The sequence below is a fragment of the Paracoccus sp. (in: a-proteobacteria) genome (assembly GCF_030538755.1).
In the GTDB taxonomy this organism is placed as follows: Bacteria; Pseudomonadota; Alphaproteobacteria; order Rhodobacterales; family Rhodobacteraceae; genus Paracoccus.
This window is the reverse complement of sequence record NZ_JAUNTJ010000001.1, coordinates 86,997-112,123: the sequence shown is the minus strand read 5'-3', so window position 1 is coordinate 112,123 and position 25,127 is coordinate 86,997. Positions and strand designations below refer to the sequence as shown.

Sequence of the window (25,127 nt, the reverse complement as noted above, 5' to 3'; positions counted from 1 at the left end):
CCCGGCGGGCTACGCCAGGTCAGATGCAGCGCCCGCCATCGACGGTCAGGGCCGCGCCGGTAATCATCCCCGCCTCGTCCGAGGCAAGGAAGCAGGCGGCGTTGCCCAGATCCTCGGGCGTGGAAAAGCGGCCAATCGGGATGGTGGACAGGAATTTCGCCCGCATTTCCGGCGTGTCCTCGCCCATAAAGCTGGCCAGCAGCGGCGTTTCGCCCGCCACCGGGCACAGCGCGTTCACCCGGATGCCTGCCGGGGCCAGCTCCACCGCCATGGTGCGGGTGGCGGTAATCATCCACCCCTTGGACGCATTATACCAGTTCAGGCGCGGGCGCGGCGACAGGCCCGCGGTCGAGGCCACGTTGATGATCGCCCCCGCCCCGGCAGCCTTCATCTGCGGCACCAGCGCGCGGGCCGTCAGGTAAACGGATTTGCAGTTCACGGCGAACACCCGGTCGAATTCGTCCTCCGCCACATCCTCCAGCGGGGTGGGCAGATGCGTGATCCCGGCGTTGTTCACCAGAATGTCGATGCGCGACATCGCCTTGACCGCCGCCTGCGCCATGGCCGCAACCGAAGCGCCATCGGCCACGTCCACCTGCTGCGCGATACCGCCGGTTTCGGCGGCGATGCGGGCGGCGGCCTCGGCGTTCAGATCGGCGATCATCACCCGCGCGCCCTCGGCCACGAATTTGCGCACGATCCCGGCCCCAAAGCCCGAAGCGCCCCCGGTGACGATCACGGTCTTGCCTTGCAGTCGCATCTGGTTCTCCTTTAGCTGACAGGTCAGCTTAGGCCCGACAGGCGGCACGGCAAGGGGGATTGATGCAGATCACGGATCATCGGCTGGATATGGGCGATGCCACGATTGCGGCGCGGGTCTGGCACCCGGATGCGGCGGCGGGCCTGCCGGTGCTGATGCTGCACGATTCGCTGGGGTCGGTGGCGCTGTGGCGCGATCTGCCCGAGGTGCTGGCGCAGCAATCGGGGCGCATGGTCGCCGCCTATGACCGCGCCGGATACGGGCAGTCATCGCCGCAGCAGGCCCTGCCGCCGCTGGATTTCATCGCGGCCGAGGCCGCGCGGATCGTGCAACTGGCCGATGCGCTGGGGCTGGACCGCTTTATCATTGCAGGCCACAGCGTCGGCGGCGGCATGGCGGTGGAAACGGCGGCGCAATATCCCGACCGCGTGGCGGGGCTGATAACGATTTCGGCGCAGGCTTTTCTTGAGGATCTGACGGCAGCGGGTATCCGCGCCGCCAAGGCCATGTTCGCCGCGCCCGAAAACCTTGCCCGCATCGCCCGCTATCACGGCGATCAGGCGCGTTGGGTGGTGGACGCATGGACAGAAACCTGGCTGCACCCCGGCTTTGCCGATTGGTCGCTGAACGCCGCCTTGCCACAGGTGCGCTGCCCGGCGCTGGTCATCCATGGCGAGGCCGATGAATATGGCACAGCCGAACATCCCCGCCGCATCGCAGCGGCAACCGGCGCGCAACTGATGCTGATCCCCGGCGCAGGCCATCTGCCGCACCGCGAGAATACCGCGCAGGTCATGGCCGGGATGGTCGGTTTTCTGCGTGGTTTGCCCTGAGGGGGACCGGCGGTTTGGATAGTTTGCGTCCCGCGATGGCCGGGGGCCAGCCCCCGGACCCCCGGGATATTTCTGGACCAAAGATGAGCAGGGTCGGGCGGCCCCATGCGCAAGCGGTTTGTGCGGGTCGATTGGGCTGCGTCGCTGTGGTGCGGGGGCTAGGTCGCGATTCCGTGGCGGCCGGCGAGATCGGTGAAGAATTGCCATGCGACGCGGCCCGAGCGGGCGCCTCGGGTGGCTTGCCATTCGATCGCCTCGGCGCGCAGGGTTTCGGGGGCGATGGTCAGGCCGGCGGCGCGGCAGTAGCCCTCGATCATGGTCAGGTATTCATCCTGCGAACAGGGGTGGAAGCCCAGCCACAGGCCAAAGCGGTCAGAGAGCGAGACTTTTTCCTCGACCGCTTCGCCGGGGTGGATGGCGGTGGCGCGTTCGTTGTCGATCATGTCGCGCGGCATCAGGTGGCGGCGGTTCGAGGTTGCGTAAAGCACGACGTTTTCCGGGCGTCCGGCGATGCCGCCGTCCAGCACCGCCTTGAGCGATTTATAGGTCGCGTCGTCATGGCTGAAGGACAGGTCATCGGCGAACAGCAGAAAGCGGTGGTCCTGTGCCCGGCCCAGCATGGCCAGCAGGCGGCTGACCGAGGCCAGATCCTCGCGGCTGATTTCCACCAGCACCAGCGGCAGGCCCTGTTCGCGCGCCGCTGCGTGGACCGCCTTGACCAGCGAGGATTTGCCCATGCCCCGCGCGCCCCACAGCAGGGCATTGTTGGCGCCGTGGCCGCGCGCGAATTGCAGCGTATTGGCCAGCAGCGTGTCGCGGGCGCGGTCGATGCCGATCAGTTGCACCAGATCGACGCGGGCGATGGTTTCCACCGGGTCCAGCCGGTCGGGGTCGGGGTGCCAGACATAGGCGGGTGCGCCGGTGAAATCCGGCGCGGGAACGGGCGCGGGGGCCAGACGGTCCAGCGCATCGGCAATACGGGTCAGCGGGTCGGGACCGGTGGTCATGCCTTTTCGTCGTCCTCTACCCACAGGCCCTGTGCGCGCAGGTCATTTTCGCGCCGTTTTTCGATGCGTTTGACCAGCTGGATCGAGATTTCGTAAAGCCCGTAAACCACGGTAAACAGCACGATCTGCGACACCACATCGGGGGGGGTGACGATGGCTGACAGCATCATGATGCCAAGGATGGCATAGCGGCGCACGCTGGCCAGACCGGCGGATTCAACCAGTCCGGCCTTGCCCATCAGGGTCAGGGCCACGGGCAGTTGGAATGACAGGCCGAAGGCCAGAATGAACTTCGTCGTCAGGGCCAGATATTCGCTGACCGAGCCTTGAAACACGATGCCCGCCATCGGGTTGGGGGTGCCTGTCACCTCGTCCGGCAGGGCTATCGGGCCTTGCTGGAAGCCCAGAAAGAAGCTGTAGGCCATGGGCAGGATGATGTAATAGGCGAAGGCCGCGCCCAGAAAGAACATCGCGGGCGAGGCGATCAGGAACGGCAGAAACGCCTGTTTTTCGCTGCGATACAGGCCCGGCGCGACAAAGCGCCAGAGCTGATAGGCGATGACCGGAAAGGCCAGGATGAAGCCGCCCAGAAAGCTGATCTGGATGGCGACGATAAAGCCTTCCTGCAATTTCAGCAGGATCAGCCCGCATCCCTGACCGCGCGTTTCCAGCGCGGCGCAGATCGGGCGGGTGAGGAAGTTATAGATCGGGTTCCACACCATATAGCAGATCAGCATGGCCGAAACGAAAGCCACCAGCGACCAGATGATCCGGGTGCGCAGTTCTTTCAGATGCTCGATCAGGGGGGCCGAGGAATCGTCGATGTCGTCGGGTCGTTTGGTCTGTCCGGCCACGTCAGCCCTCGTTCAGGTCACTGCGGCGGATGGCGCGCAGGCGGCGGGTGCCCGGCGCTGCCTGAGGGGCGGGCGCGGGGGCAGGTGTGGGGGCGGGGGCCGGTGCGGGATCGGAGGCCGGTGCGGGATCGGGCAGATCGGCGGTCGGGACAACTGTGCCGGTCGGGCTGGGGGCCGCAGGATCGGGCCGCGCGGCGCGCGTCGCGGATACCTTGGGGTCCCATTTTTCGAAACGGTCGGCCGCACGGTCCAGCGCATCCAGCCCGAGGTTCTTTTTCGAGGTGATATTCTTGACGTCGCGCAGCGTCGAGGCCGCATCGTCCAGACCCGATGTTTTCGCGGCATCGTCCATCGCCTGCGAAAATTCGCGCGCCATGCCGCGCGCCTTGGCGGTGAACCGGCCAAGGGACCGAAACAGGCGCGGCAGATCCTCGGGGCCGATGACGATCAGCGCGACGACGCCGATCACCAGAAGCTCGCTCCAGCCGATGTCCAGCATGGCGGCGCGGTCCCGGTCAGACGCGATCGGTGGTGTGCGGCGTCACGTCGCGGGCCTTTTCGCCCGGCACGTCCTTTGGTTCGGCGGCGGCCTTTTCGATTTCGTCATTGCCGTCCTTGACGCCTTTTTTGAACGCGGTGATTCCCTTGCCCACCTCGCCCATGAGGGAACTGACCTTGCCGCGTCCGAACAGGACCAGCACGATCACCGCGATCAGCAGAAGGCCGGGAAGGCCGATGTTATTCAGCATGACTTTACCCCTTTGCAGGCAGACAATCCGCCCGACGCATCGTTTTTAGGGTGTCAGGGCCGTGATTGCAAAGCCCGTTTGCGTGATCGGCGCTGCGAAGGGGGGTGGTGATGGGTGTTGGTCTGGGGATGTCACCGCCGCAGGGGGCCAGCCCCCATCGCCGTTCCGGCGATTCCCCCGGGATATTTTTGGGACCAAAGATGGGCTGGCGCGGCTTGGCAGGCGCTGTGTGGCGGGTAATAAGGCGGCATGGAGATGGCCACCTATATCACCGCATTCGTCACGCTGTTCGTGGTGATCGACCCTATTGGCCTGTCGCCGCTGTTCATTGCGTTGACCGGCGGGATGGATGTGGCGCAGCGGCGGCGCGTTGCCTGGCGGGCCTTGGCCGTGGCGGCGGGGTTGCTGACGCTGTTCGGGCTGGCGGGCGAGGTGATCTTGACCGGGATCGGCATTTCCATTCCGGCGTTTCGCATTGCGGGCGGAGTGCTGTTGTTTCTGACCGCCGTGGACATGCTGTTCCAGCGCCGCACCGAGCGGCGTGAGGAACAGGCGCAGGGCAGCGGCGACGATCTGCCCGATCCTTCGGTCTTTCCGCTGGCCACGCCGCTGATTGCCGGGCCGGGTGCGCTGGCCACGATGATTCTGCTGGTCGGGCAGGGTCAGGGGTTGCTGCACACGGCGATGACCGTGCTGGTGATGCTGGCGGTTCTGACGATCATGGGCGTTCTGTTCGCGATAGCGACGCCGCTGGCCAATGCGCTTGGCCGGACCGGAGTCATGGTGATTACGCGGCTGATGGGCATGTTGCTGACCGCGCTGGCGATTCAGTTCATTATCGACGGGCTGAAAGGCTCGGGGCTGTTCGGTTAGGGCTGTGGGCATGACTGCATGGATTGACGCCATCACCGGCACGCCCGAGGGGGCGCGGGTCGCCTCGATCCTGGCGATTTCGGCGGCATTTCTGCATGCTGTCTTTGGGGCGTTGCAAAAAGGGCGGCATGATCCGTGGATCAGCCGCGCGGTGATCGACATCTTTTACGGGCTGATCGCCCTGCCCTTTGCGCTGTTCGTGGTGCCGTGGCCGCAGCCGCATATGTGGCCGATTCTGGCCGGGGTGATGGTGATCCACATCGCCTATAAGCTGGCGCAGGCGCAGTCGTATCAGCGCGGGGCCTATACCGTCGTCTATCCCGTCGCGCGCGGCACCGCGCCGCTGTTTGCCATCCTTGCCGCCACCGCCCTGTTCAACGAGCGTTACAGCCCCGCGCAATGGGGCGGCGTGCTGTTGCTGGTGGCGGCGATCTTTGGCCTTGGGATCTGGAACCTGCGGCGGCTGGATGTGGGGCGGGAAACGCTGATGCCCGCGCTTGGCTGGGCGGTGGTGACGGGCGGGATGATTGCCGTCTATACCACCTATGACGCCTGGGGCATCCGGCAGGCGGCGGACCCGTTCACCTTTCTGGCGTGGTTTTTCCTGCTGGATTCGCTGTTCATGCCGCTGGTGATGCACCGCCGTCTGCGGGCGCTGCCGCGGGCCGAGTGGCGACCGCTGGCGCTGCGCGGGATCACCGGCGCGTTTGTCGCCTTTGCCAGCTTTGGCTCGATCATGCTGGCCACACGGATCGACGATGTGGGCCGCGCTGCGGTGCTGCGTGAAACCTCGACCCTGTTTGCGGCTCTTGTCGGCTGGCTGTTCCTGCGCGAAAAGGTCGGGCCGGTGCGCATGGCGCTGATGGCGGGCATCGCGGCAGGTGCGGTGATCGTGGAATTCGCGGGCTGACGAAAGGACGAACCGATGAACGAACGCTTTCCATGGCTGAAAGGCGCGCTGGAGTGGGGGCCGCTGATCCTGTTTCTGGTCGTGTTCATGCTGCTGCGCAACAGGACGGTGGTTCTGTGGGGGAACGAGTATTCCGGCTTTATCGTCGCCACGCTGATCTTTATCCCGGTGCTGGTGGCGTCCACGCTGGCGCTGTGGCGGCTGACCGGGCATCTGTCGGCGATGCAGATCGTCACGCTAGTGCTGGTGCTGGTGTTCGGCGGGCTGTCGGTCTGGCTGAACGATCCGCGCTTTTTCAAGATGAAGCCGACGATCGTCTATCTGCTGTTCGCGGGCCTGCTGGGTTACAGCCTGATGGCGGGCAAGAACTGGCTGGGCGCGGTGATGTCGGCGGGGCTGAAGATGCAGCCCGAAGGCTGGCGCATCCTGACGCAGCGCATGGCGGTGGCCTTTGTCGGCATGGCGGTGCTGAACGAAATCGTCTGGCGCACGATGTCGGAAACGACATGGGTCTGGTTCAAGACCTTTGGCCTGACCGCGATCCTGTTCGTGTTCATCATGGCCAATGCGGGCCTGTTCAGCCGCTATGCCATCAAGGACGACCAGAGCGGCGGCGGTGCCTAGCGTTCAAGGATCATCCGCCCGCCCTCGATACTGACGCGGGCAAAGCCGGACAGATAGGACATGCCCATCAGCGACACGCCCATATCGGCCCCGTTGACCTGCGCGGCCACGCTGCGGTCGGTGATGGGGCCGATGGTCAGCCGCTCGATCCGCACCGGGGCGCTGTCCACGGGGCCGTTGGCGGTCATCGCCCGCTGGGTATAGGCCAGCGTGCCGGTGTCGAACCCGGCGCGGCGGGCATCGCGTGGCGACAGCACAAGCTGGCTGGCGCCGGTGTCGATCATAAAGTGGATGGGGGTGCCGTTCACCTCGGCCTGGATGTGGAAATGGCCGTCGCGGCCCATCGGCAGTTCGATCCGCGCGCCATCGCCTGAAACCTGCGGGCTGTATTGCCGGTCCTGCCACCAGCTTGCCCCGGCGGCGACCAGCGCGAACAGCATCGCCCATGTCGCGGCCTGCCGCAGCGCCTGCCGGCGGCGGCCCGCGCCCTCGAACACCAGCGCGCCGCCGATGAACACCAGCAGCAGGCCCAGATAGACCAGCCGCGCCCAATCCTGTGCCAGCAAATCGCTCATCCCACGCAGATGGCCTGCGCGGGCGTCATGTGCAAGAGGCAAGGCCGGATCATTCCAGCCGCATCGCCGCCATGATCGGGCCGGGCAGGCCCTGCGGCAGAACCTGTTGAACCAGCACGGCATTGCGGGTGTCGCGCGGCAGGTCGGGCTGCACATCCTGCCCCGGCGAAACGCTCAGCCGCAGCGGCTGGCGGCCATCCCAGTCGGCCAGCTTGTGCAGGCTGACCACGACGTTGCGATAGGTGATGGTGCGGCCATGGTTTTCGCCCGCCGTGATCGCGACCTTGCGTTCGGGGACATAGCCGACCAGTTGCACGGTAAAGGGACCGGGCAGGTCGGACAGGGGCTGAAACTCCAGCAGCAGCCGGGCACCGTCGCGCTGTGGCACCACGGTCAGCATGGCCGGGCTGGCGCGGTGCATATCGACCAGCGCCATCAGATCCGCCGGGCGCGGCGTCAGCAGCGTATCCTGCCCGTCCACGATCACCTGCGGCGTATAGACCGAGCGTTCGCCCGCCGCCGCAGCATAGTTTTTCTGCCGCTGGGTGAACTGCGGGCGGGCAAAGCTGTCGGCCCAGCCCAGATAATTCCAGTAATCGACGTTGAAGGTCAGCGGCAGCACATCGGGCTGACGCGCCAGCTCGGCCATCATCGCATCGGCGGGCGGGCAGCTGGAACACCCCTGCGAGGTGAACAGCTCGACCACCACGGGCAGGCGCGACAGCGGCAGCGACCCGGCATCGGGCACCGCAACGTCCCCGGCAAGCAGCGCGTTTTGCCCCGACAGCCCCCGCGCGCCGATCACCGGCACCTGCGGATGACGATGCACGGGTTCGGGCAGGCTGATCGCGCCGCTCAGCACGCCTTCGATGGCGCGGCCAAGCGCGTCGGATGCGTCGATGCGCACGGAATCGAGCGCCGATACGGTTTCCGCCCGCGCCATTCCGCCGGGCAACAGCGCAACACCGCCCACCAGCGCCAGCAGCCCGGCGGCCAGCGTCGCACGCAACCGCCGCCCCCGCGCCATTCCGCGCCCTGTCATGATTCCCACCTGCGTCATTCCAACAGTGATAGGGTTTTTTCGGGGCCGGGGCCAAATCAACCGTTTGTTAAACACATGTCACCGTGCCCCTTGAGCAACAGAAGATAACAGTGTATGCGATTGCATACCAAAACAGCCGAGCCTTGCTTACCCCGCTCACCTGGGGCAATCAGGGCGGGTGCAGCCGAACCCATCATGATGCAGACAGGGAGGCCCCGATGCCCATCGTCACCGGAACCGACACCGCGAAAACCCGCCGCAAGCTGAGCGCAGGCGGCAAGGATATTTCCTATTACTCGATCCCCGCCGCGACCCAAGCGGGCCTGGGCGATTTTTCGAAACTGCCCGCCAGCCTCAAGGTTGTGCTGGAAAACATGCTCCGCTTTGAAGACGGCGGGCGCACGGTTTCCGTGGACGACATCAAGGCATTCGCCGAATGGGCGGAAAAGGGCGGCAAGAACCCGCGCGAGATCGCCTATCGCCCGGCCCGCGTGCTGATGCAGGATTTCACCGGCGTTCCGGCGGTCGTTGACCTTGCCGCGATGCGCGACGGGATCAGGAACCTTGGCGGCGACCCGCAGAAAATCAACCCGCTGAACCCGGTCGATCTGGTCATCGACCACTCGGTCATGATCGACGAATTCGGCACGCCCCGCGCGTTTCAGCGCAACGTGGAACTGGAATATGAACGCAACCTTGAACGCTATACCTTCCTGAAATGGGGCCAAAAGGCGTTCAACAACTTCCGCGTGGTGCCGCCCGGCACCGGCATCTGCCATCAGGTCAACCTTGAATATCTGGCGCAGACCGTCTGGACCGATACCGACCAGAACGGCGCGACCGTGGCCTATCCTGACACGCTTGTCGGCACCGACTCGCATACGACGATGGTCAATGGCCTTGCCGTTCTGGGCTGGGGCGTCGGCGGGATCGAGGCCGAGGCCGCGATGCTGGGCCAGCCGATTTCCATGCTGATCCCCGAGGTTGTGGGCTTCAAGATCACCGGCGCGCTGCGCGAGGGCGTGACCGCCACCGATCTGGTGCTGAAGGTCGTGCAGATGCTGCGCGCCCATGGTGTTGTGAACAAATTCGTCGAATTCTATGGCGAAGGTCTGGATCACATGCCGCTGGCCGACCGCGCCACCATCGCCAACATGGCCCCGGAATATGGCGCGACCTGCGGCTTTTTCCCGATCGACAACGAAACCCTGCGTTACCTGCGCCAGACCGGCCGGGACGAAGACCGTATCGCGCTGGTCGAGGCTTACGCCAAGGAAAACGGCTTCTGGCGCGATGCCGATTATGCGCCGGTCTACACCAGCACGCTGGAACTGGATCAGGGCGATGTCGTGCCCGCGATTTCCGGCCCGAAACGCCCGCAGGATCACGTCGCCCTGACCGATTCGGCCTATGAGTTCAGCAAGTTCATCAGCGGCACCCGCAAGCTGCCCGAACCCGCCCGCGCCGAGATCAAGGAATGGAACGACGAAGGCGGCGCACCGGCCCCCGATCACCTGCCCGGCCATCTGGACGGCTATAACGCCGGTGCGGTCGAAGGCGCGGATTACAAGCTGCATGACGGTTCGGTGGTGATCGCGTCGATCACCTCTTGCACCAATACCTCGAACCCCTATGTGCTGATGGCCGCCGGCCTGGTCGCCCGCAAGGCGCGCGCCCTTGGCCTGACCCGCAAGCCGTGGGTGAAAACCTCGCTGGCCCCCGGAAGCCAGGTGGTCGAGGAATATCTGAAGGCCGCGAACCTGCAAGACGATCTGGACGCGCTTGGCTTTAACCTTGTCGGTTTCGGCTGCACCACCTGCATCGGCAACTCTGGCCCGCTGGCGCCGGAAATTTCCAAGTCGATCAACGACAACGATCTGGTCGCCGTGTCGGTCCTGTCGGGCAACCGCAACTTTGAAGGCCGGATCAGCCCGGACGTGCGCGCCAACTATCTGGCCAGCCCGCCGCTGGTCGTCGCCTATGCCATCGCGGGCGACATGAACATCGACCTGACCTCTGAACCGCTGGCCTACACGCCCGAGGGCAAGCCGGTGTTCCTGAAAGACATCTGGCCGACCAGCAAAGAGGTCGCCGATCTGGTCGATACCATCGTCACCCGCGAAATGTTCCAGGCGAAATACGCCGATGTGTTCAAGGGCGACGAACGCTGGCAGGCGGTGGAAACCACCGACAGCGAAACCTATGACTGGCCGGCAAGCTCGACCTATATCCAGAACCCGCCCTATTTCCAGGGCATGAGCAAGGACAAGGGCGCGATCCACAATATCGAGGGCGCGCGGGTTCTGGCCCTGCTGGGCGACATGATTACCACCGACCACATCTCGCCCGCCGGTTCGTTCAAGGCGGAAACGCCTGCCGGACGCTATCTGACCGAACGTCAGGTCGCCCCGCGTGATTTCAACAGCTACGGCTCGCGCCGTGGCAACCACGAAATCATGATGCGCGGCACCTTCGCCAATATCCGCATCAAGAACGAGATGCTGGACGGGGTCGAGGGCGGCTTCTCGAAGGATGCCTCGGGCAAACAGGCGGCGATCTATGATGCAGCAATGTCCTATGTCGAGCAGGGAACGCCTCTGGTCGTGATCGGCGGCAAGGAATACGGTGCCGGTTCGTCGCGTGACTGGGCGGCCAAGGGCACCAACCTGCTGGGCGTCAAGGCGGTGATCGCGGAATCGTTTGAACGCATCCACCGCTCGAACCTGGTCGGCATGGGCGTCGTCCCGTTCGAGTTCACGGGCGGCGACAACCGCAAATCGCTGAACCTGACCGGCGACGAGGTGATCTCGATCAGCGGTCTGGCAGGTGAGTTCAAACCGCTGTCGCTGGTTCCCGCCACCATCACCTATGCAGATGGCACGGTGAAGGAAATCCAGCTCAAGGCCCGCGTCGATACCGAGGTGGAAATCGAATACCTCGAAAACGGCGGCGTGCTGCACTATGTGCTGCGCAATCTGGCCGCGTCCTGATCGCGCGCTGACAAGCCAAGGAAAAGCCCCGGTCCGCCGGGGCTTTTCTTTGCGCCCCGCACGGGGTCGCCAAACCACCAGCCCATGCCCCTGACCAGCAAGGCCGCCCATCATGCCCCGCCCCATCCTTGAAATCTGCGTTGACGACCCTCAGGGGCTGGCGGTGGCCTGCGCCAATGGCGCAGAGCGGATCGAGCTTTGCGCCGCGCTGGCCGTAGGCGGGCTGACGCCCGCGCCCGGACTGATCGCACTGGCGCGCGACTGCGGCGTGCCATGCCACGCGATGATCCGCCCCCGCCCCGGCGGCTTTGTCTACACCCCGGATGAACTGCGCGCGATGCAGGCCGACATCGCGGCAGTGCAGGCCGCCGGTCTGCCCGGCATCGTCACCGGGGTCAGCCTGCCCGACGGGCAATTGGATCGCGACGCCATGGCCCGGCTGCGCGACGCCAGCAACGGTCAGGCAACGGTGCATCGCGCCTTCGACCTGGCCCCCGACCCATTCGCGGCGCTGAATATGCTGGTCGATCTGGGCTTTGACCGCATCCTGACCTCGGGCGGGGCGGCAACGGCGGTGGCGGGGGCCGATCGTATCGCGGCACTGGTGCAGGCGGCGGGCGGGCGCATCGAAATCATGCCCGGCGGCGCGGTGGATACGGCTGCGGTGCCGCTGTTACTGCCGCTGGGGGTGGACGCGCTGCACGCCTCTTGCGCAAGGATGCAGCCCGAACCGCACCACCTGGCACCGCTGAACCTGCCGCCACAACGCGCCATGACCGATGGCAGCGCCGTGGCCGCACTGGCCCGCGCCATGGCGCAGAGCTGACCCGCACAACGGATCACACCGGCCTATCGCAAAAACCGCCGCAAAACCGCCCGCGCGCCCGGATCACCCAACGCCGCCACAGCCTGCGGCAAAGGCAGCCAATGCGCCGAATGCCCCGCCTCGGTCGGAGCCGCGCGCCGCACCCCCGGCCGCGCCAGCCAGACGGAACAGACCTTTTCCGCGAACATGTCGTATTCCGGCATGAACACGAAACGCCGATACTGCCCGATCCGCCGCGCCGCACCCATCGTCCAGCCGGTTTCCTCGAACACCTCGCGGTGCAACGCAGCCAACGGATGCTCGCCCGGATCAATCCCCCCGCCGGGCAGTTGAAACTCTGGCACCGGCGCGGCCTGATGGGTCAGCAAAACCTGCCCCCCTCGCAGCAGCAAGGCATAAGCACCGGGCCGCCGCCGGTATCTCTGCCCGGCCACAGGCGGGCGGTCGTAACGCGGGATCATGCGCACACTCCGAAATCTCGACGCAGCTTAACGCCAACCCGCATCACGCAAAACCCGCCCCGTCTTTCGTTTGACAAATATCCCACAGGGGGTGCGGGGGATGTGAAATCCCCCGCTGCGGCGGTGACGTCAAGGCCGCCCTTGGGATCGACGCACCACCGCCCTATATTAGCGCCAACAGCGGCCGCCGCATCAGGCCAGACGCATTTCAAAGGACCAAAGATGAATACGATCAACCAGATCGCATGGGACGACACCGTTCTGCCGTTCCAGCTTGACCGCCCCGACATCCGCGGGCGCGTGCTGCGGCTGGACGGGGTGCTGGATCACATCCTGTCCCGCCACGCCTACCCCGCCCCGGTCGCCGCCGCCGTGGCCGAGGTGGCGCTGCTGACCGCGCTGATCGGCCCCACGATCAAGCTGCGCTGGAAACTGTCGGTGCAGGTGCGCGGCAAGGGCGCAATCCGCACCATCGCCGCCGATTACTATGCCCCGCAATCCGATGGCGCGCCGGCCCGCATCCGCGCATGGGCCAGCTTTGACGAAACCCGGCTGGATGACCGCCCCTTCTTTGACCAGATCGGCGAAGGCTATTTCGCCATCCTGATCGACCAGGGCACGGGCACCACGCCCTATCAGGGCATCACCCCGCTGGCGGGCGGATCGCTGTCGGCCTGCGCATCGACCTATTTCGCGCAATCCGAACAATTGCCGACCCGGTTCCAGCTTGCCTTTGGCGAATCGCGCCAGCCCGGCGACGATCCGACGTTCCGCGCCGGGGGTATCATGCTGCAAACCCTGCCGGGCCAGCCGATGACCACAACCGAGGACGGCGGCGGCAGCGGCGAAGGCGGGCTGATCGAGGCCGCCGACATCCTGCAAGGCGCCGAATCCGAGGATTGGAACCGCGCCAACATCCTGCTGGACACGGTGGAAACGATAGAGCTGATCGGCCCCTCGGTCGCGCCCACCAATCTGCTGCTGCGCCTGTTCCACGAAGAATCGCCGCGCGTCTTTGACCCGCAGCGGATCGAGTTCGGCTGTTCCTGCGACGAAGACCGGGTGCGCGGCACGCTGTCGATCTACAGCCAAAAGGACATCGGCCATATGACCACGCCGCAAGGCACCGTCACCGCCGATTGCCAGTTCTGCGGCGCGCATTACAGCTTTGACCCGCGCAGTCTCGGGTTCGAGGCGACCATCGACGCCCAAGGCAACCCGATCACGGCGCAACCGTGATCCGGCCATGGTCGCCCGATCTGCTGGACAAGGCCCTGTCGGTGACGGCAGGGCCGACCTCGGATTTTGACCTGAACCCGGACGCACCGCCCCCGCAGGGCAGCTTGCGTCCGGCGGGGGTGCTGGCGGCGTTTGATGCCCGTAACGGCCGGCTGATCCTGACACAACGCGCCGCGACCATGCGCCACCACCCCGGCCAGATCGCGCTGCCCGGCGGCAAGGTCGATCCCGGCGATGCCGATGCCGTCGCCGCCGCATTGCGCGAAGCGGACGAGGAAATCGGGCTGAGCGCCGCGCAACTGCGCATCCTGGGCACCCTGCCGCCGCATCGCACCGTGACCGGCTTTGCCGTAACGCCGGTGCTGGCGCTGATCGACGGCGACTTCACCCCCCGGCCCGAACCCGGCGAGGTGGCCGAGGCGTTCTGGCTGCCCTTTGCCCATGTCACCGACCCGGCGCGCTATCGCGTCGAGGGGCGATATTGGCGCGGGCAATGGCGGGCCTATCACGCAGCACCCTTTGGCCCCTATTACCTGTGGGGGGCGACGGCGCGCATCCTGTATGCTCTGGCCCGGCGGATCGCAGCGTGACCCGCGTCAACGCCGCCTTTCTGCATGACCCGGCGCTGATCGCCGTGCTGGACGCGATCGAGGGCGGCGGCCACCGCGCCTTGCTGGTCGGCGGCTGTGTGCGCAACGCGCTGATCGGCGCGGCCGTTTCGGATGTGGACATCGCCACCCCAGCCCCGCCCGCCCGCGTCATGGAACTGGCCAAGGCGGCAGGGCTGCGCCCGGTGCCAACCGGCATCGACCATGGCACCGTCACGGTCGTATCAGGTGGCACCGGGTTCGAAGTCACCACCTTTCGCCGCGACGTGGAAACCGATGGCCGCCGCGCCGTAGTGGCCTTTTCCGACCGGATCGAGGATGACGCCGCCCGCCGCGATTTCACCATGAACGCGCTGTATGCCGCCCGCGATGGCCGGGTGATCGACCCGGTGGGCGGCCTGCCCGATCTGGCGGCGCGGCGCCTGCGCTTTGTCGGCGACGCCCGCGCCCGCATTGCCGAAGATTACCTGCGCATCCTGCGGCTGTTCCGCTTTCTGGCGTGGTATGGGCGGGATGTGGACCGCGATGCCATTGTTGCCTGCACCGAATTATCCGCCGGTCTGGAAAAGATTTCCGCCGAACGCATCGGGGCCGAGCTGCGCAAGCTGCTGGCCGCCCCCGATCCCTGCCCCGCCGTGGCGCTGATGGCCCAAACCGGCGTGCTGCCGCATGTTTTGCCCGGCGCCGATCCGCAGGCGCTGCCCGCCCTGATCGCGCTGGAGCAGGCCAGCCGCACCGCCCCCGACTGGCCCCGCCGCCTTGCCCTGCTGACAGCGGATACCGCCCATCTGCGCCTGTCGCGCCCCGAGGCCAAGGCGCAGGACAGCCTGACCAAAGCCCGGAACTGGCCGCTGGAGGAAACCGCCTATCGCCTTGGCCCCGCCATGGCGACGGATGCCGCCCTGATCGCGGCGGCGCGCGGCACCCCCCTGCCCCATGACTGGCGCACCATCATCGACAGCGCCGCCCCGCTGCCGATCAGCGCCGCCGATCTGCTGCCCGATCTGACCGGCCCCGCCCTTGGCCGCGCCCTGTCGGCGGCGGAAACCGCGTGGATCGCCAGTGGCTTTACTCTGCCGCGCGCCGATCTGATCGCCGCAGCCAAGGCCGCGCCATGACCGATCCCCGCCAACATGCCGCCTCCCTCTCGCCCAGCGACCCACGCGCCGACCGCGCCGCACAGCCAAAGGTCACCTCATGAATCTGCACGCCCGCTTTGGCCGCATGGTCGATGCCTTTCGCCCCGCCGAAGGCCCGCCACCGCGCAGCCTGATCGCTTTTTTCCGCTGGTGCCTGTCGGGGTCATGGGGCGGGCTGGCACTGGCTGCTTTTGCCTCGGCGCTTGGCGGGATCACCGATGTGATGTCGGCTTGGCTGCTGGGCCGGGTGGTCGATGCGGTGGCGCTGTCCTCGCCCGGCACGTTCTGGGCCGACAGCGGCCTGTTGATCGCGGCCTTCGCGGTGTTTTTCCTGCTGATCCGGCCCGTCGTGTTCGGGTTTTCCACCGCCACGTCCTCGATGATTATCGGGCCGAATATCCTGCCGCTGGTGATGTCGCGGCTGCACCGCTGGACCATGGGCCATTCCGTCACCTTCTTTGACAACGATTTCGCCGGGCGGCTGGCGCAAAAGCAGATGCAGACCGCCCGCGCCGTCACCGATGTGGCGACCGATACCGTCAACGTGGTGGCCTTTGCGCTGGCCAGCGTCATCGGATCGGCGGCCTTCATGCTGGGCGTCGATGGCTGGGCCGGGGTGGCGCTGATCCTGTGGCTGGGGGTCTATCTGGGGCTGATCCGGTTCTTTCTGCCGCGCATCCGCGCCCGCTCGGGCGAGCGGGCCAGCGCGCGGGCGATGGTGACGGGGCAGGTCGTCGATACGATCACCAATATCAAGACGGTGAAACTGTTCGCCCATCACGCGCACGAAGACCGCGCCGCCCTTGGCGCGATGGCCGGTTTCCGCGAACGGGCGCTGGATTTCGGCGTCGTGTCCAGCTGGTTCCGGCTGTCGCTGATGGTCATCGCCGGTATCCTGCCGGTGATCCTGATCGGCGGCACCATCATGCTGTGGCAGGACGGGCTGGCCACGCCCGGCGATGTGGCCGCTGCGGGGGCCATCGCCATGCGGCTGGCGCAGATGACCGGCTGGGTCAGCATGTCGCTGATGGCGATGTGGGGCAATATCGGCGAGGTCGAGGACGGGATGCTGACCCTGACCCCGCCGCACGCGCTGACCGACGCCCCCGATGCCATCGCGCTGGACCGCGTGACGGGCCAGGTCGATTTTCAGGCCGTCGATTTCGCCTATGGCAAGGGTCAGGGCGGGCTGGATGGCGTCACGCTGCACATCGCGCCGGGCGAAAAGATCGGCATCGTCGGGGCCTCGGGGGCGGGGAAATCGACGCTGGTGGCGCTGCTGCTGCGGCTTTACGACGTAGAGCGCGGGGCCATCCGCATCGACGGGCAGGACATCCGCACCGTCACGCAGGAAAGCCTGCGCCAGCAGATCGCCATGGTCACGCAGGAAACCGCGATGTTCAACCGCTCGGCCCGCGACAACATCGCCTATGGCCGCCCCGGCGCGACGCAGGATCAGATCGAGACCGCCGCCCGCGCCGCCGAGGCGCATGACTTTATCCTGACCCTGCGCGATCACGCGGGCCGCAGCGGCTATGACGCGCATCTGGGCGAACGCGGGGTCAAGCTGTCGGGCGGCCAGCGTCAGCGCATCGCGCTGGCCCGCGCCTTTCTGAAGGACGCCCCGATCCTTGTGCTGGACGAGGCAACCAGCGCATTGGACAGCGAGGTCGAGGCGCAGATCCAGACCGCCCTGACCCGCGCCATGCAGGGCAAGACCGTGCTGGCCATCGCACATCGCCTGTCCACCATCGCCGAACTGGACCGGATCATCGTGCTGGATCAGGGCCGCATCGTCGAGGACGGCACCCATGACGATCTGCTGGCGCGCGGGGGGCTTTACGCGCGCTATTGGAACCGGCAATCAGGCGGCTTTCTGGCGGTGGACGAGGCAGCAGAATGAACTGGGTGGTCGAACGGCTGGGCCGACGCGGCGACGGCGTGGCGCTGCGCGGGGATGACCGCGCCCTTGCCGCCCTGACCCTGCCCGGCGAGGTGATCGAGGGCGAGCCGGTTGAAGGCCGCATCAATGCCCTGCGCATCCTGACGCCCTCGCCTGATCGGGTGCGCGCACCCTGCCCGCATTACCGCGCCTGCGGCGGGTGTGGCCTGATGCACGCCAGCGACGGCTTTGTGGCCGGCTGGAAACGGCAGGTGGTCGAAACCGCACTGGCCGCGCAGGGGATCGGCCGGGCGGTGGATGCCATCCACACCTCGCCCCCACGGTCGCGGCGGCGGGCGGTGCTGTCGGGGCGGCGCACGAAAAAGGGCGCGCTGGTCGGGTTTCACGCGCGGGCCTCGGATGTGATCGTCGATCTGGCCGATTGCCATGTGCTGCACCCGGCGATCATGGCCGCGCTGCCGCTGCTGCGGCAGATCGTGGCGGCGGGGGCCTCGCGCAGTGGCGAGGTGTCGCTGACGGTGATCCACACCCCCGCCGGGCTGGACGTGACCGCGACCGGCGGCAAGCCTGCGGATGCGGCGCTGACGCAAACGCTGGCCGGGCTGGCGGCGGCGGGCGATCTGGCGCGGCTGACATGGGGCGAGGTGCCGCTGACCCGCCGCGCCCCTGCCCTGCCCATGGGCCGCGCGCAGGTGGTGCCGCCGCCCGCCGCGTTCTTGCAGGCCACCCAGGATGGCGAGGCCGCCCTGCGGACCGAGGTCCGCACCGCTGTGGCCGATGCCGCCCGCATCGCCGATCTTTACGCGGGCATCGGCACTTTTGCCCTGCCGCTGGCCGAAAACGCTGATGTTCACGCGGTCGAAGGGCTGCCCGCCCCGCTGACCGCGCTGGATGCCGGGTGGCGCGCCGCGCAGGGCCTGCATCGAATCACGACCGAGACGCGCGATCTGGCGAAACGCCCGCTTTTGCCTGACGAACTGGCCCGCTTTGACGCAATCGTGATCGACCCGCCCCGCGCCGGGGCCGAGGCACAGACGCGCCAGATCGCCGCCTCGCAAATCGCAACCGTCGCCTTTGTGTCCTGCGATCCGGTGAATTTCGCCCGCGATGCGCGGATTCTGGCCGATGCCGGTTTCGCCATCACCCGGCTCAGCGTGATCGACCAGTTCCGCTGGTCGCCGCATGTCGAAGTCGCCGCGCATTTCCGCCGAAACTGGAACTGACGCTAACCATGTGTTAGGTATTGCTGCGATATAACAGCGCATCAGCGCGATTCCCGAGGCAGTGATGATCCGAGCTATTCGCAATTTCCTTGCGCTTGCCCTGCTGACCGCTCTGGCGGCCTGCGGCGGTGGCGGCGACAGTTTGTCCCCAACCCCATCCAAATTCCGCAGCTATGACGGCCCGCCGATCACGCAGATCGTGGTTAACAAGGGCGCGCGCCGGATGCATATGCTCAGCGGTCAGACGGTGGTAAAATCCTACGACGTCGAACTGGGCAACCAGCCCGTCGGTGCCAAACGCTTTGAAGGCGACGGCAAAACGCCCGAGGGTGTGTATCACATCGACCGCTTTAACCCGCGCAGCCGCTATCACCTGTCGGTCGGCGTCAGCTATCCCAGCCCGCAGGACACCGCTTTTGCGCAATCCATGGGCTTCCGCGCCGGCAATGACATCTTCATCCACGGCCGCGGCGACGAAGGCGCAGTCGCCAAAAACGCCCGCAAGAAAGACTGGACCGCCGGCTGCATCGCCGTCGAGGACAGCGAAATCGAAGAAATCTATGCCATGCTGCGCCCCGGCGTGCCGATCGTCATCAACCCCTGATCGGCGCAACGCCTGAACCGTCGCAATGAAACTGGCCCCGGATCATCTCCGGGGCCTTGTCATATCGGCTGGCTGCTTGCCCCGATCCGCCGATCAGCGCCCGGTCAGCAGCGTCCACCAGATCTTGCGGGTGTCTTCCTGATACCAGGCAAAGCCAAGCTGGGTCGCGGTCGGGTCCATGATGATGTCGCGCGTGTCACGCACCTGCATCCATGCGTTCAGCGTCTGCATGTCGTTTTCATAGGATTCCGAGATGTTTTCACCCAGCACATGCCCGTAAAACCCCTGCCGCTGCGCCCGTTCGGCGGGCGACGACCCGTCAGACCCCCAATGCCACGCCCGGTTCTGCCCGGCCATGTCGCGCGAATGCACCGCCGCCGCCGCCGACAATTGCGGCGACAACATCAGCGGAGCCAGCCCGCTGCCCGCGCGCAAACTGTTCACCTGCGCCAGAACACGGCCCGGAATCTGCTGCCCCTCGGATTGCGTGATGGTATAGGCGACCGGCGCGGCCCCGGTATCGGGCGCGACAATCCCCGGCTCGGGCGCAACAGCACCTCCGCCGCCGCCCGCCCATGGCGGCACCTGCAACTGCGTATTGCACCCCGACAGTGCCAGCGCGGCCAGAACGGCAATGGCCTGAACATTGCGCATGAAATTCCCTCGTCCACTCGATTTTGTTTTTCCGCCCATTATCCGGGTCACAGGGCGCAATCAAACCCAAGAATACGTGATGCCGCAGGAATGTCACACCCCGGATCAATGACGGCTGTTTGATTTGCGGGGCCAAAGACTCGACGCCTAAATTCCGGCAATATCGCGCCCGGCAGAATCGAGCAGCCAGACCCGGCACAAGACCGGGCGGGCGCAGAACGAAGGACATGACCGATGAAAACACCCGCGCTGAACCGCCGCGCTTTCCTGACCTCGGCCGCCGCTGTGGGCGCCGCCGGTCTGCTGGCACCGCAGGCATTCGCCCAAGGCATCGACCCCTACACCGGCCAGCCCATCACCGGGGCCACGCCAGGCGCCACCCCCGATTTCGGCGCAGTGCAATATGACGCCGCACAGGATAACCGCCGCAACACCTCCAGCTTTCGCGTGCTGGACTGGCGGCCCTATTTCACCGACCTGACCAATGGCGCGGTGCTGGTCGATCTGACCTCGCGCGCGCTGTCCTACTGGTCCGAGGACGGGCAGACCTACCGCATGTATCCAACCTCGATCCCGGTCAGCGAAGACCTGACCCGCCGCGGCCGGACCGAGATCATCCGCAAGGTCGAAGGCCCCAGCTGGGCACCCACACCGGAAATGAAGAAGCGCAACCCCGAATGGCCCGATTTCGTCGGCCCCGGCCCCGACAACCCCCTGGGCACCCATGCGCTGTGGCTCAGCTGGCAATATTACCGCATCCACGGCACACATGACACGCGCAAGATCGGGCGCAAATCCTCGAACGGCTGCGTCGGCCTGTATAACGAACACATCAAATGGCTGTATGACAACACCAAGGTCGGCACGCAGGTGCTGCTGATCTGACCCGGCCTGCGGCTTCCTGTTTGCCTAAATACGCACCTTCGGGCGGTCCCGTCACGCCGGACCAACCTCGCGCCCCTGCCGCCACCGTGGCAAGGGCAGCGTGATGACCGCCAGACAGACCACGATCAGCCCGACCCCGACCCAGCCCATCGGCACCAGCCGCTCGCCCACCACCGCAATGGCCAGCAAGGCGGCCACCACGGGTTCAGACAGCGAAATGGTGGTGGCGGTGCTGGCCGGTATCCGCGCCAGACCGGCCCCAAAGGCGACATAGCCCAGAAACATCGGCACCACCGCCATATAGGCCCCCACGGCGGCATTGCTCCACGAGGCCAGAAACGGCGCGCCGGTCGCGATCAGCACCGGCATCAGCATCAGCCCACCCAGACCGAACACAGCACCCATGGCCACGCGCCCGCGTATCCCGCGCAGCATCAGCCCGCGCGCGGCCCAGGAATAAACCGCATAGGTCAGCCCACCGATCAGCCCCAGCAGAACGCCGGGCAGAACCTGCCCCTGCCCGCCGCTGGCATGGCCGCTGCTCTCCGCGATGCACAGCAGCACCATCCCGGCCAGCCCCAGCCCCGCCCCCGCCATCCAGCGCGGCGACAGGCGCGTGCCGTCCAGCACCCGTTCCAGCAGCGCCGCCAGCAGCGGGGCGGACCCGATGGTGATAACCGTGCCGATCGTCACCCCGGCCAGCCGCATCGAGCCATAGAACGCCAGCGGATAGACCGCCACCGACACCCCGCCCAGAACCAGCAGCCGCCAGTCGCGCCGCAAGGCAGGCAGCGCGCGGGTGATCCCCTGCCCGGCCAACACGGCCTGCATCAGCCCGCCGATTCCCATGGCCGCCGCACCGATGGCCGCCGCGCCGACCTCGGGGGCAAAGGTCGCCGCCGTGCCGGTCGTGCCCCAGACGACCGAGGCGAACAGCACCGCCAGAACCCCGGTTATCTGATCCCGCCCGCTCATAGCGCCGCCAGTATCTTGGCCGCCATCGCGCGGGCCTGCGCCACGCAATCGCTGCGGCGTTCCAGCCCGGCGCGGGTGATGGCCCCTTCCAGCAGAAAGGCCAGATGCCGGGCCACGGGTTCAGGATCGGCGGTCAACTCGGCCAGCGCATCGCGCAAGAACCCCTCGACCTGTTCCTTATGCGCGCGCACGGCATCGCGGCCCGGATCATCGGCGGGCAGCTCGGCAGCAGCATTCAGCAGGCCACAACCGCGAAAGCCACGCTCATAAGCATCTTCGGCATGGTCCTGATAGGCGTCGAACACCGCCAGCACCCGATCCGCCGGGGTCTGCGCCACCGCCGCCCGCGCCGCATGCAGCGCCAGCCATTCATCATGCCGCGCAGTCAGATAGGCCGCCACCAACCCGGCCTTGGAGCCGAAATTGTTATACAGGCTCTGCCGCGCCACATCGGCCCGCCGGATGATCGCATCGGTGCCGGTGGCGTTAATGCCGTCATTATAAAACAGCGCCGCTGCGGCCGTCAGCAGCCGGTCGCGCGGAGAATCAGCAGTGGGGGTTTCCTGTGTCATGGCCCCTAAATAGATAGACCAGTCTATCTATTGCAAGCCCCATAACAACCCGCCCCCTGCAAAAACAGCCCTGAAACCGCAGGGCAGGCACAGACGAAAAACACCGCAACCGGCAACCGGCCTCAGACCCAGCCGCCGATATTTTCGCGCACCACGTTCAGCAGCACCTGAATATGCGCCGCATCGTCGTTCAGGCAGGGGATATAGGTGAACTGCTGACCGCCCGCATGTTCGAACGCCTCACGGATTTCGCCCTGAATTTCCTCAAGCGTTTCAATGCAATCGGCGGCAAAAGCGGGCGAGATCACGGCGATGTCGGTATGCCCCGCTCGCGCCAGTTCGGCGACATGTTCGACCGTATAGGGGCGCAGCCATTCCTCGGTGCCGAACACCGACTGGAAGGTGGTGTCGATCACCCCATCGGGCCAGCCCAGCCGTTCCTGCAACAGCCGCGAGGTCTTTTGGCACTGGCAGTGATAGGGGTCGCCTTCCATCAGGTAACGCCGGGGCATCCCGTGATAGCTGGCGACCAGCTTGCCCGGCACCTTGCCATCCAGCGCGCGTTCGACCGATTGCGCCAGCGCGTCGATATAGTCGGCACGGTCGAAGTAAGGCTCGACCGTGCGCACGGCGGGTTGCCATTTCTGCGCCATCAGCGCACGGAACAACTGGTCATTCGCCGTGGCCGAGGTCGCCCCGGCATATTGCGGATACAGCGGCAGGAACACGATCCGCGTGCAGCCCGCCTTGACCATCCGATCCAGCACATCCTGCGTCGAGGGGTTGCCATAGCGCATGCAGAAATCGACCATCACCCGGTCGCCCCATTCCGCCTGCGCAGCGGCCCGCAGCGCCGTAACCTGTTGTTTGGTAATGGTCATCAGCGGGCTTTCATCCGCTTCGTGGTTCCAGATCAGCTTGTAATTCGCCCCCGAGGTAAAGGGCCGCTTGGTCAGGATGATGCCCTGCAACAGCGGCTGCCATTTCCACGCCGGATAGTCGATCACCCGCTTGTCCGACAGAAACTCGTTCAGATAACGCCGCATCGACCAATAGTCATAGCCATCGGGCGTGCCCAGATTGGCGATCAGGATGCCCACCTTGGCGGGCGGCATTGCCGGGTGGTCGGCGGGGGCGTGGACTGGCGTCATGGCTGGTTCCTGTCAGGGTTCAGGGCATCGGCCAGCCGCATCTGGGCCGAACCGGGGCGGAGCGGTTTCTGCTGGCTGTCATCAGGCGACCAGCCGGTCAGGAAAATCAGGTCAAAGCCGGTGCGGAACCGCGCCGGATCGTCAGGATCGGCAAAGCGGTCATGCAGCAACGCTTCGGCGCGGGCAAAGACGCCGCGCCGCGTCGGGCGGCGCAACCGGGCGGCCATGACGTTGGTTTCGCCCATGCCGCGCAGATCGCGGGCAAGGTCGGTCACGCTGCGATAGCTGGCAGGCAGGTGCAGCTGATCGGCCACCGGCAGCGCCAGCCCGGATCGCTGCAACAACCCGCCAAGATCGCGGATTTCAGCCATCGGCAGCACGCGCGGCGACAGCCCGCCGGTCTCCGCCGCCTCGGCCTCGGCCAGCGCGGCGCGCAGCTCGGCCAGGGTCTCGCCGCCCGGCAGCACGGCCATGAACAGCCCGTCCGGGCGCAGCGCGCGGGCGCATTGGATGATCTGCCCGACCGGATCATCGGCCCAGTGCAGCGCCATGGCGTGGATCACCAGATCATACGCGCCGGGTTGCAGATCCAGCACCGGATCATCGGCGATCACACGGGCCTGCGGGCGATACGCCTGCCAAAGTTCCGGCAGCCCGGCCACGACAACCTGCGACGTAAACCGCCTGTTAACCTCGGCCAGCCTATCCTCGACCTCGGCGGCGGCGATTCGGTGCAGGAAATCGTCCGGGCCACGGCGCAGGGCACGGCCTCGGCGCGTCGTCAGCGCATCACGGTCGGTCAGTGCCGGTCGGTCATTCGGGGAAGGGGTCCGCATGGGGCTGCAACATAATGGGCTTCGCAGCGTGATGAAAGGCGCATTGCGGCTGCTGTATCCGCCGCAATGCCTTGGCTGCGGCGATGGCGTCAGCGAAGACGGCGGCCTGTGCCCCGACTGCTGGCGCGAAACGCGGTTCATCACCGGCACCTGCTGCACCCGCTGCGGCGCCCCCCTGCCCGATGACGGCACCGGCATCGCCGATCTGGCCATCTGCGACGAATGCCTGCGCACGCCGCGCCCGTGGCGCGCGGGCCGGGCGGCGATGGTCTATACCGGAACCGGGCGAGGCATCGTGCTGGCCCTGAAACACGGCGACCGGGCCGATCTGGCCCCGGCGCTGGCGGGCTGGCTGTCGCGCGCGGCGGCACCGCTGATCCGGCCGGGCATGATCGTCGCCCCGGTGCCGATCCACTGGCGGCGGCTGCTGAAACGCAAATACAATCAGGCCGAACTGCTGTCGGCGGGGCTGGCACGCCTGCGCGGGCTGGACCACATGCCCGACCTGCTGACCCGCCCCCATTATACCGAAGGGCAGGATCACAAAGGCGTGTCCGACCGCTTCGCCAATATCGCCGGCAGCCTGACCGTGCCGAATCGCCGCGCCCGCGCCGTGCAGGGCCGGGCCGTGCTGCTGGTCGATGACGTGATGACCTCGGGCGCAACCCTGACCGAGGCGGCAAATGCGCTGATCGCCGCAGGCTCTGGCCCGGTTTCGGTGGTAACGCTGGCCCGCGCGGTCAAACAGGACTGATCCGCAGACCGACGGCCTGGCTTCCTGTTTGCCCAAATACGCAGCTTGGGGCGCGCCCGCGACGCAGAACGGCGTCGGGG

General features: G+C 66.5%; 27 protein-coding genes. 14 read left to right on the top strand and 13 right to left on the bottom strand.

Features of this window, described 5'->3' with window-relative positions:
• Positions 1–19: 19 nt before the first annotated feature.
• Complete coding sequence (locus Q4G14_RS00600; RefSeq protein WP_303359776.1) at positions 20–760, bottom strand: glucose 1-dehydrogenase; 741 nt, start codon at positions 758–760, stop codon at positions 20–22.
• A gap of 62 nt (positions 761–822) precedes the next feature.
• Here Q4G14_RS00600 and Q4G14_RS00595 point away from each other — a divergent pair, with 62 nt between their 5' ends.
• Positions 823–1,593, top strand: a complete 771-nt coding sequence (locus Q4G14_RS00595) for an alpha/beta fold hydrolase (RefSeq protein WP_303359775.1) — start codon at positions 823–825, stop codon at positions 1,591–1,593.
• 158 nt (positions 1,594–1,751) lie between these two features.
• Here the strand turns inward: Q4G14_RS00595 and Q4G14_RS00590 are convergent, their stop codons facing one another.
• From Q4G14_RS00590 to Q4G14_RS00575, 4 genes are read right to left on the bottom strand one after another with little or no spacing between them, the layout of a single operon-like run.
• On the bottom strand, positions 1,752–2,600 hold the full coding sequence (locus Q4G14_RS00590; RefSeq protein WP_303359774.1) for an ATP-binding protein: 849 nt from the start codon (positions 2,598–2,600) through the stop codon (positions 1,752–1,754).
• Entirely contained in the window at positions 2,597–3,454 is an 858-nt protein-coding gene (tatC, locus tag Q4G14_RS00585; RefSeq protein ID WP_303359773.1) for a twin-arginine translocase subunit TatC, read from the bottom strand. Before tatC ends, Q4G14_RS00590 begins: the two co-directional genes overlap by 4 nt.
• A gap of 1 nt (position 3,455) precedes the next feature.
• Complete coding sequence (gene tatB / locus Q4G14_RS00580; protein ID WP_303359772.1) at positions 3,456–3,953, bottom strand: Sec-independent protein translocase protein TatB; 498 nt, start codon at positions 3,951–3,953, stop codon at positions 3,456–3,458.
• Between the two features lie 16 nt (positions 3,954–3,969).
• Positions 3,970–4,203, bottom strand: coding sequence for a twin-arginine translocase TatA/TatE family subunit (locus tag Q4G14_RS00575; protein ID WP_303359771.1), 234 nt, complete (start codon positions 4,201–4,203; stop codon positions 3,970–3,972).
• Between the two features lie 249 nt (positions 4,204–4,452).
• Here Q4G14_RS00575 and Q4G14_RS00570 point away from each other — a divergent pair, with 249 nt between their 5' ends.
• Genes Q4G14_RS00570 through Q4G14_RS00560 form a run of 3 tightly spaced genes read left to right on the top strand, consistent with a single transcriptional unit; the run spans position 4,453 to position 6,610 of the window.
• The gene (locus Q4G14_RS00570) at positions 4,453–5,076 is read left to right on the top strand and encodes a MarC family protein (protein ID WP_303359770.1); all 624 of its coding nucleotides are present in this window, start codon (positions 4,453–4,455) and stop codon (positions 5,074–5,076) included.
• Between the two features lie 10 nt (positions 5,077–5,086).
• On the top strand, positions 5,087–5,986 hold the full coding sequence (locus tag Q4G14_RS00565; RefSeq protein ID WP_303359769.1) for an EamA family transporter: 900 nt from the start codon (positions 5,087–5,089) through the stop codon (positions 5,984–5,986).
• 15 nt (positions 5,987–6,001) lie between these two features.
• Positions 6,002–6,610 (top strand): inner membrane-spanning protein YciB, encoded by a 609-nt coding sequence (locus tag Q4G14_RS00560; protein ID WP_303359768.1) that lies wholly within the window; start codon positions 6,002–6,004, stop codon positions 6,608–6,610.
• Here the strand turns inward: Q4G14_RS00560 and Q4G14_RS00555 are convergent.
• The gene (locus Q4G14_RS00555; protein WP_303359767.1) at positions 6,607–7,185 is read right to left on the bottom strand and encodes a TIGR02281 family clan AA aspartic protease; all 579 of its coding nucleotides are present in this window, start codon (positions 7,183–7,185) and stop codon (positions 6,607–6,609) included. The genes Q4G14_RS00560 and Q4G14_RS00555 overlap by 4 nt on opposite strands.
• Before the next feature lie 49 nt (positions 7,186–7,234).
• The gene (locus tag Q4G14_RS00550) at positions 7,235–8,227 is read right to left on the bottom strand and encodes a thioredoxin family protein (protein WP_303359766.1); all 993 of its coding nucleotides are present in this window, start codon (positions 8,225–8,227) and stop codon (positions 7,235–7,237) included.
• Positions 8,228–8,445: 218 nt separating this feature from the next.
• Between Q4G14_RS00550 and acnA the strand changes: the two genes are divergently transcribed.
• Together acnA and Q4G14_RS00540 are read left to right on the top strand one after the other, a co-directional pair.
• Positions 8,446–11,217, top strand: coding sequence for an aconitate hydratase AcnA (acnA, locus tag Q4G14_RS00545; protein WP_303359765.1), 2,772 nt, complete (start codon positions 8,446–8,448; stop codon positions 11,215–11,217).
• A 112-nt stretch (positions 11,218–11,329) separates the two neighbouring features.
• The gene (locus Q4G14_RS00540; RefSeq protein WP_303359764.1) at positions 11,330–12,043 is read left to right on the top strand and encodes a copper homeostasis protein CutC; all 714 of its coding nucleotides are present in this window, start codon (positions 11,330–11,332) and stop codon (positions 12,041–12,043) included.
• A gap of 23 nt (positions 12,044–12,066) precedes the next feature.
• Here Q4G14_RS00540 and Q4G14_RS00535 read toward each other — a convergent pair whose 3' ends face one another.
• Positions 12,067–12,504 carry an NUDIX hydrolase gene (locus Q4G14_RS00535; RefSeq protein ID WP_303359763.1) on the bottom strand — a complete coding sequence of 146 codons (438 nt, stop codon included), beginning with the start codon at positions 12,502–12,504 and terminating at the stop codon, positions 12,067–12,069.
• A 222-nt stretch (positions 12,505–12,726) separates the two neighbouring features.
• Here Q4G14_RS00535 and Q4G14_RS00530 point away from each other — a divergent pair, with 222 nt between their 5' ends.
• From Q4G14_RS00530 to Q4G14_RS00505, 6 genes are all read left to right on the top strand, one after another.
• A complete protein-coding gene (locus Q4G14_RS00530) occupies positions 12,727–13,743 on the top strand; it encodes an Hsp33 family molecular chaperone HslO (protein WP_303359762.1) in 1,017 nt (338 codons plus the stop codon).
• Positions 13,740–14,333, top strand: coding sequence for a CoA pyrophosphatase (locus Q4G14_RS00525; RefSeq protein WP_303359761.1), 594 nt, complete (start codon positions 13,740–13,742; stop codon positions 14,331–14,333). Before Q4G14_RS00530 ends, Q4G14_RS00525 begins: the two co-directional genes overlap by 4 nt.
• Entirely contained in the window at positions 14,330–15,469 is a 1,140-nt protein-coding gene (locus tag Q4G14_RS00520) for a CCA tRNA nucleotidyltransferase (RefSeq protein ID WP_303359760.1), read from the top strand. The genes Q4G14_RS00525 and Q4G14_RS00520 overlap by 4 nt, the downstream gene beginning before the upstream one ends.
• 79 nt (positions 15,470–15,548) lie before the next feature.
• Positions 15,549–17,393, top strand: a complete 1,845-nt coding sequence (locus Q4G14_RS00515; protein WP_303359759.1) for an ABC transporter ATP-binding protein — start codon at positions 15,549–15,551, stop codon at positions 17,391–17,393.
• Positions 17,390–18,616, top strand: coding sequence for a class I SAM-dependent RNA methyltransferase (locus Q4G14_RS00510; protein ID WP_303359758.1), 1,227 nt, complete (start codon positions 17,390–17,392; stop codon positions 18,614–18,616). The genes Q4G14_RS00515 and Q4G14_RS00510 overlap by 4 nt, the downstream gene beginning before the upstream one ends.
• Positions 18,617–18,680: 64 nt before the next feature.
• Complete coding sequence (locus Q4G14_RS00505; RefSeq protein ID WP_303359757.1) at positions 18,681–19,220, top strand: murein L,D-transpeptidase family protein; 540 nt, start codon at positions 18,681–18,683, stop codon at positions 19,218–19,220.
• A gap of 93 nt (positions 19,221–19,313) precedes the next feature.
• Here the strand turns inward: Q4G14_RS00505 and Q4G14_RS00500 are convergent, their stop codons facing one another.
• Positions 19,314–19,874: a CAP domain-containing protein gene (locus Q4G14_RS00500; RefSeq protein ID WP_303359756.1), complete on the bottom strand. Its 561-nt coding sequence runs from the start codon at positions 19,872–19,874 to the stop codon at positions 19,314–19,316.
• 234 nt (positions 19,875–20,108) lie between these two features.
• Between Q4G14_RS00500 and Q4G14_RS00495 the strand changes: the two genes are divergently transcribed.
• Complete coding sequence (locus tag Q4G14_RS00495) at positions 20,109–20,759, top strand: L,D-transpeptidase (protein WP_303359755.1); 651 nt, start codon at positions 20,109–20,111, stop codon at positions 20,757–20,759.
• 51 nt (positions 20,760–20,810) lie between these two features.
• Here Q4G14_RS00495 and Q4G14_RS00490 read toward each other — a convergent pair whose 3' ends face one another.
• The 4 genes from Q4G14_RS00490 to Q4G14_RS00475 form a co-directional block, all read right to left on the bottom strand.
• Complete coding sequence (locus Q4G14_RS00490; RefSeq protein WP_303359754.1) at positions 20,811–21,734, bottom strand: DMT family transporter; 924 nt, start codon at positions 21,732–21,734, stop codon at positions 20,811–20,813.
• A complete protein-coding gene (locus tag Q4G14_RS00485; RefSeq protein ID WP_303359753.1) occupies positions 21,731–22,306 on the bottom strand; it encodes a TetR/AcrR family transcriptional regulator in 576 nt (191 codons plus the stop codon). The genes Q4G14_RS00490 and Q4G14_RS00485 overlap by 4 nt, the downstream gene beginning before the upstream one ends.
• A gap of 122 nt (positions 22,307–22,428) precedes the next feature.
• On the bottom strand, positions 22,429–23,457 hold the full coding sequence (hemH, locus tag Q4G14_RS00480) for a ferrochelatase (protein ID WP_303359752.1): 1,029 nt from the start codon (positions 23,455–23,457) through the stop codon (positions 22,429–22,431).
• Entirely contained in the window at positions 23,454–24,293 is an 840-nt protein-coding gene (locus tag Q4G14_RS00475; RefSeq protein ID WP_303359751.1) for a methyltransferase domain-containing protein, read from the bottom strand. The genes hemH and Q4G14_RS00475 overlap by 4 nt, the downstream gene beginning before the upstream one ends.
• Here Q4G14_RS00475 and Q4G14_RS00470 point away from each other — a divergent pair.
• Positions 24,292–25,047, top strand: coding sequence for a ComF family protein (locus Q4G14_RS00470; RefSeq protein ID WP_303359750.1), 756 nt, complete (start codon positions 24,292–24,294; stop codon positions 25,045–25,047). The two genes, Q4G14_RS00475 and Q4G14_RS00470, sit on opposite strands and share 2 nt — an antisense overlap.
• Positions 25,048–25,127 lie beyond the last annotated feature (80 nt).

What these genes read in the sequence shown, in the direction of transcription:
- Q4G14_RS00600 (WP_303359776.1), bottom strand. Translation starts at nt 760, where the DNA reads ATGCGACTGCAAGGCAAGACCGTGATCGTCACCGGGGGCGCTTCGGGC.
- Q4G14_RS00595 (WP_303359775.1), top strand. Translation starts at nt 823, where the DNA reads ATGCAGATCACGGATCATCGGCTGGATATGGGCGATGCCACGATTGCG.
- Q4G14_RS00590 (WP_303359774.1), bottom strand. Translation starts at nt 2,600, where the DNA reads ATGACCACCGGTCCCGACCCGCTGACCCGTATTGCCGATGCGCTGGAC.
- tatB (WP_303359772.1), bottom strand. Translation starts at nt 3,953, where the DNA reads ATGCTGGACATCGGCTGGAGCGAGCTTCTGGTGATCGGCGTCGTCGCG.
- Q4G14_RS00575 (WP_303359771.1), bottom strand. Translation starts at nt 4,203, where the DNA reads ATGCTGAATAACATCGGCCTTCCCGGCCTTCTGCTGATCGCGGTGATC.
- Q4G14_RS00570 (WP_303359770.1), top strand. Translation starts at nt 4,453, where the DNA reads ATGGAGATGGCCACCTATATCACCGCATTCGTCACGCTGTTCGTGGTG.
- Q4G14_RS00565 (WP_303359769.1), top strand. Translation starts at nt 5,087, where the DNA reads ATGACTGCATGGATTGACGCCATCACCGGCACGCCCGAGGGGGCGCGG.
- Q4G14_RS00560 (WP_303359768.1), top strand. Translation starts at nt 6,002, where the DNA reads ATGAACGAACGCTTTCCATGGCTGAAAGGCGCGCTGGAGTGGGGGCCG.
- Q4G14_RS00555 (WP_303359767.1), bottom strand. Translation starts at nt 7,185, where the DNA reads ATGAGCGATTTGCTGGCACAGGATTGGGCGCGGCTGGTCTATCTGGGC.
- Q4G14_RS00550 (WP_303359766.1), bottom strand. Translation starts at nt 8,227, where the DNA reads ATGACAGGGCGCGGAATGGCGCGGGGGCGGCGGTTGCGTGCGACGCTG.
- acnA (WP_303359765.1), top strand. Translation starts at nt 8,446, where the DNA reads ATGCCCATCGTCACCGGAACCGACACCGCGAAAACCCGCCGCAAGCTG.
- Q4G14_RS00540 (WP_303359764.1), top strand. Translation starts at nt 11,330, where the DNA reads ATGCCCCGCCCCATCCTTGAAATCTGCGTTGACGACCCTCAGGGGCTG.
- Q4G14_RS00535 (WP_303359763.1), bottom strand. Translation starts at nt 12,504, where the DNA reads ATGATCCCGCGTTACGACCGCCCGCCTGTGGCCGGGCAGAGATACCGG.
- Q4G14_RS00530 (WP_303359762.1), top strand. Translation starts at nt 12,727, where the DNA reads ATGAATACGATCAACCAGATCGCATGGGACGACACCGTTCTGCCGTTC.
- Q4G14_RS00515 (WP_303359759.1), top strand. Translation starts at nt 15,549, where the DNA reads ATGAATCTGCACGCCCGCTTTGGCCGCATGGTCGATGCCTTTCGCCCC.
- Q4G14_RS00510 (WP_303359758.1), top strand. Translation starts at nt 17,390, where the DNA reads ATGAACTGGGTGGTCGAACGGCTGGGCCGACGCGGCGACGGCGTGGCG.
- Q4G14_RS00505 (WP_303359757.1), top strand. Translation starts at nt 18,681, where the DNA reads ATGATCCGAGCTATTCGCAATTTCCTTGCGCTTGCCCTGCTGACCGCT.
- Q4G14_RS00500 (WP_303359756.1), bottom strand. Translation starts at nt 19,874, where the DNA reads ATGCGCAATGTTCAGGCCATTGCCGTTCTGGCCGCGCTGGCACTGTCG.
- Q4G14_RS00495 (WP_303359755.1), top strand. Translation starts at nt 20,109, where the DNA reads ATGAAAACACCCGCGCTGAACCGCCGCGCTTTCCTGACCTCGGCCGCC.
- Q4G14_RS00490 (WP_303359754.1), bottom strand. Translation starts at nt 21,734, where the DNA reads ATGAGCGGGCGGGATCAGATAACCGGGGTTCTGGCGGTGCTGTTCGCC.
- Q4G14_RS00485 (WP_303359753.1), bottom strand. Translation starts at nt 22,306, where the DNA reads ATGACACAGGAAACCCCCACTGCTGATTCTCCGCGCGACCGGCTGCTG.
- hemH (WP_303359752.1), bottom strand. Translation starts at nt 23,457, where the DNA reads ATGACGCCAGTCCACGCCCCCGCCGACCACCCGGCAATGCCGCCCGCC.
- Q4G14_RS00470 (WP_303359750.1), top strand. Translation starts at nt 24,292, where the DNA reads ATGGGGCTGCAACATAATGGGCTTCGCAGCGTGATGAAAGGCGCATTG.
- Q4G14_RS00475 (WP_303359751.1), bottom strand. Translation starts at nt 24,293, where the DNA reads ATGCGGACCCCTTCCCCGAATGACCGACCGGCACTGACCGACCGTGAT.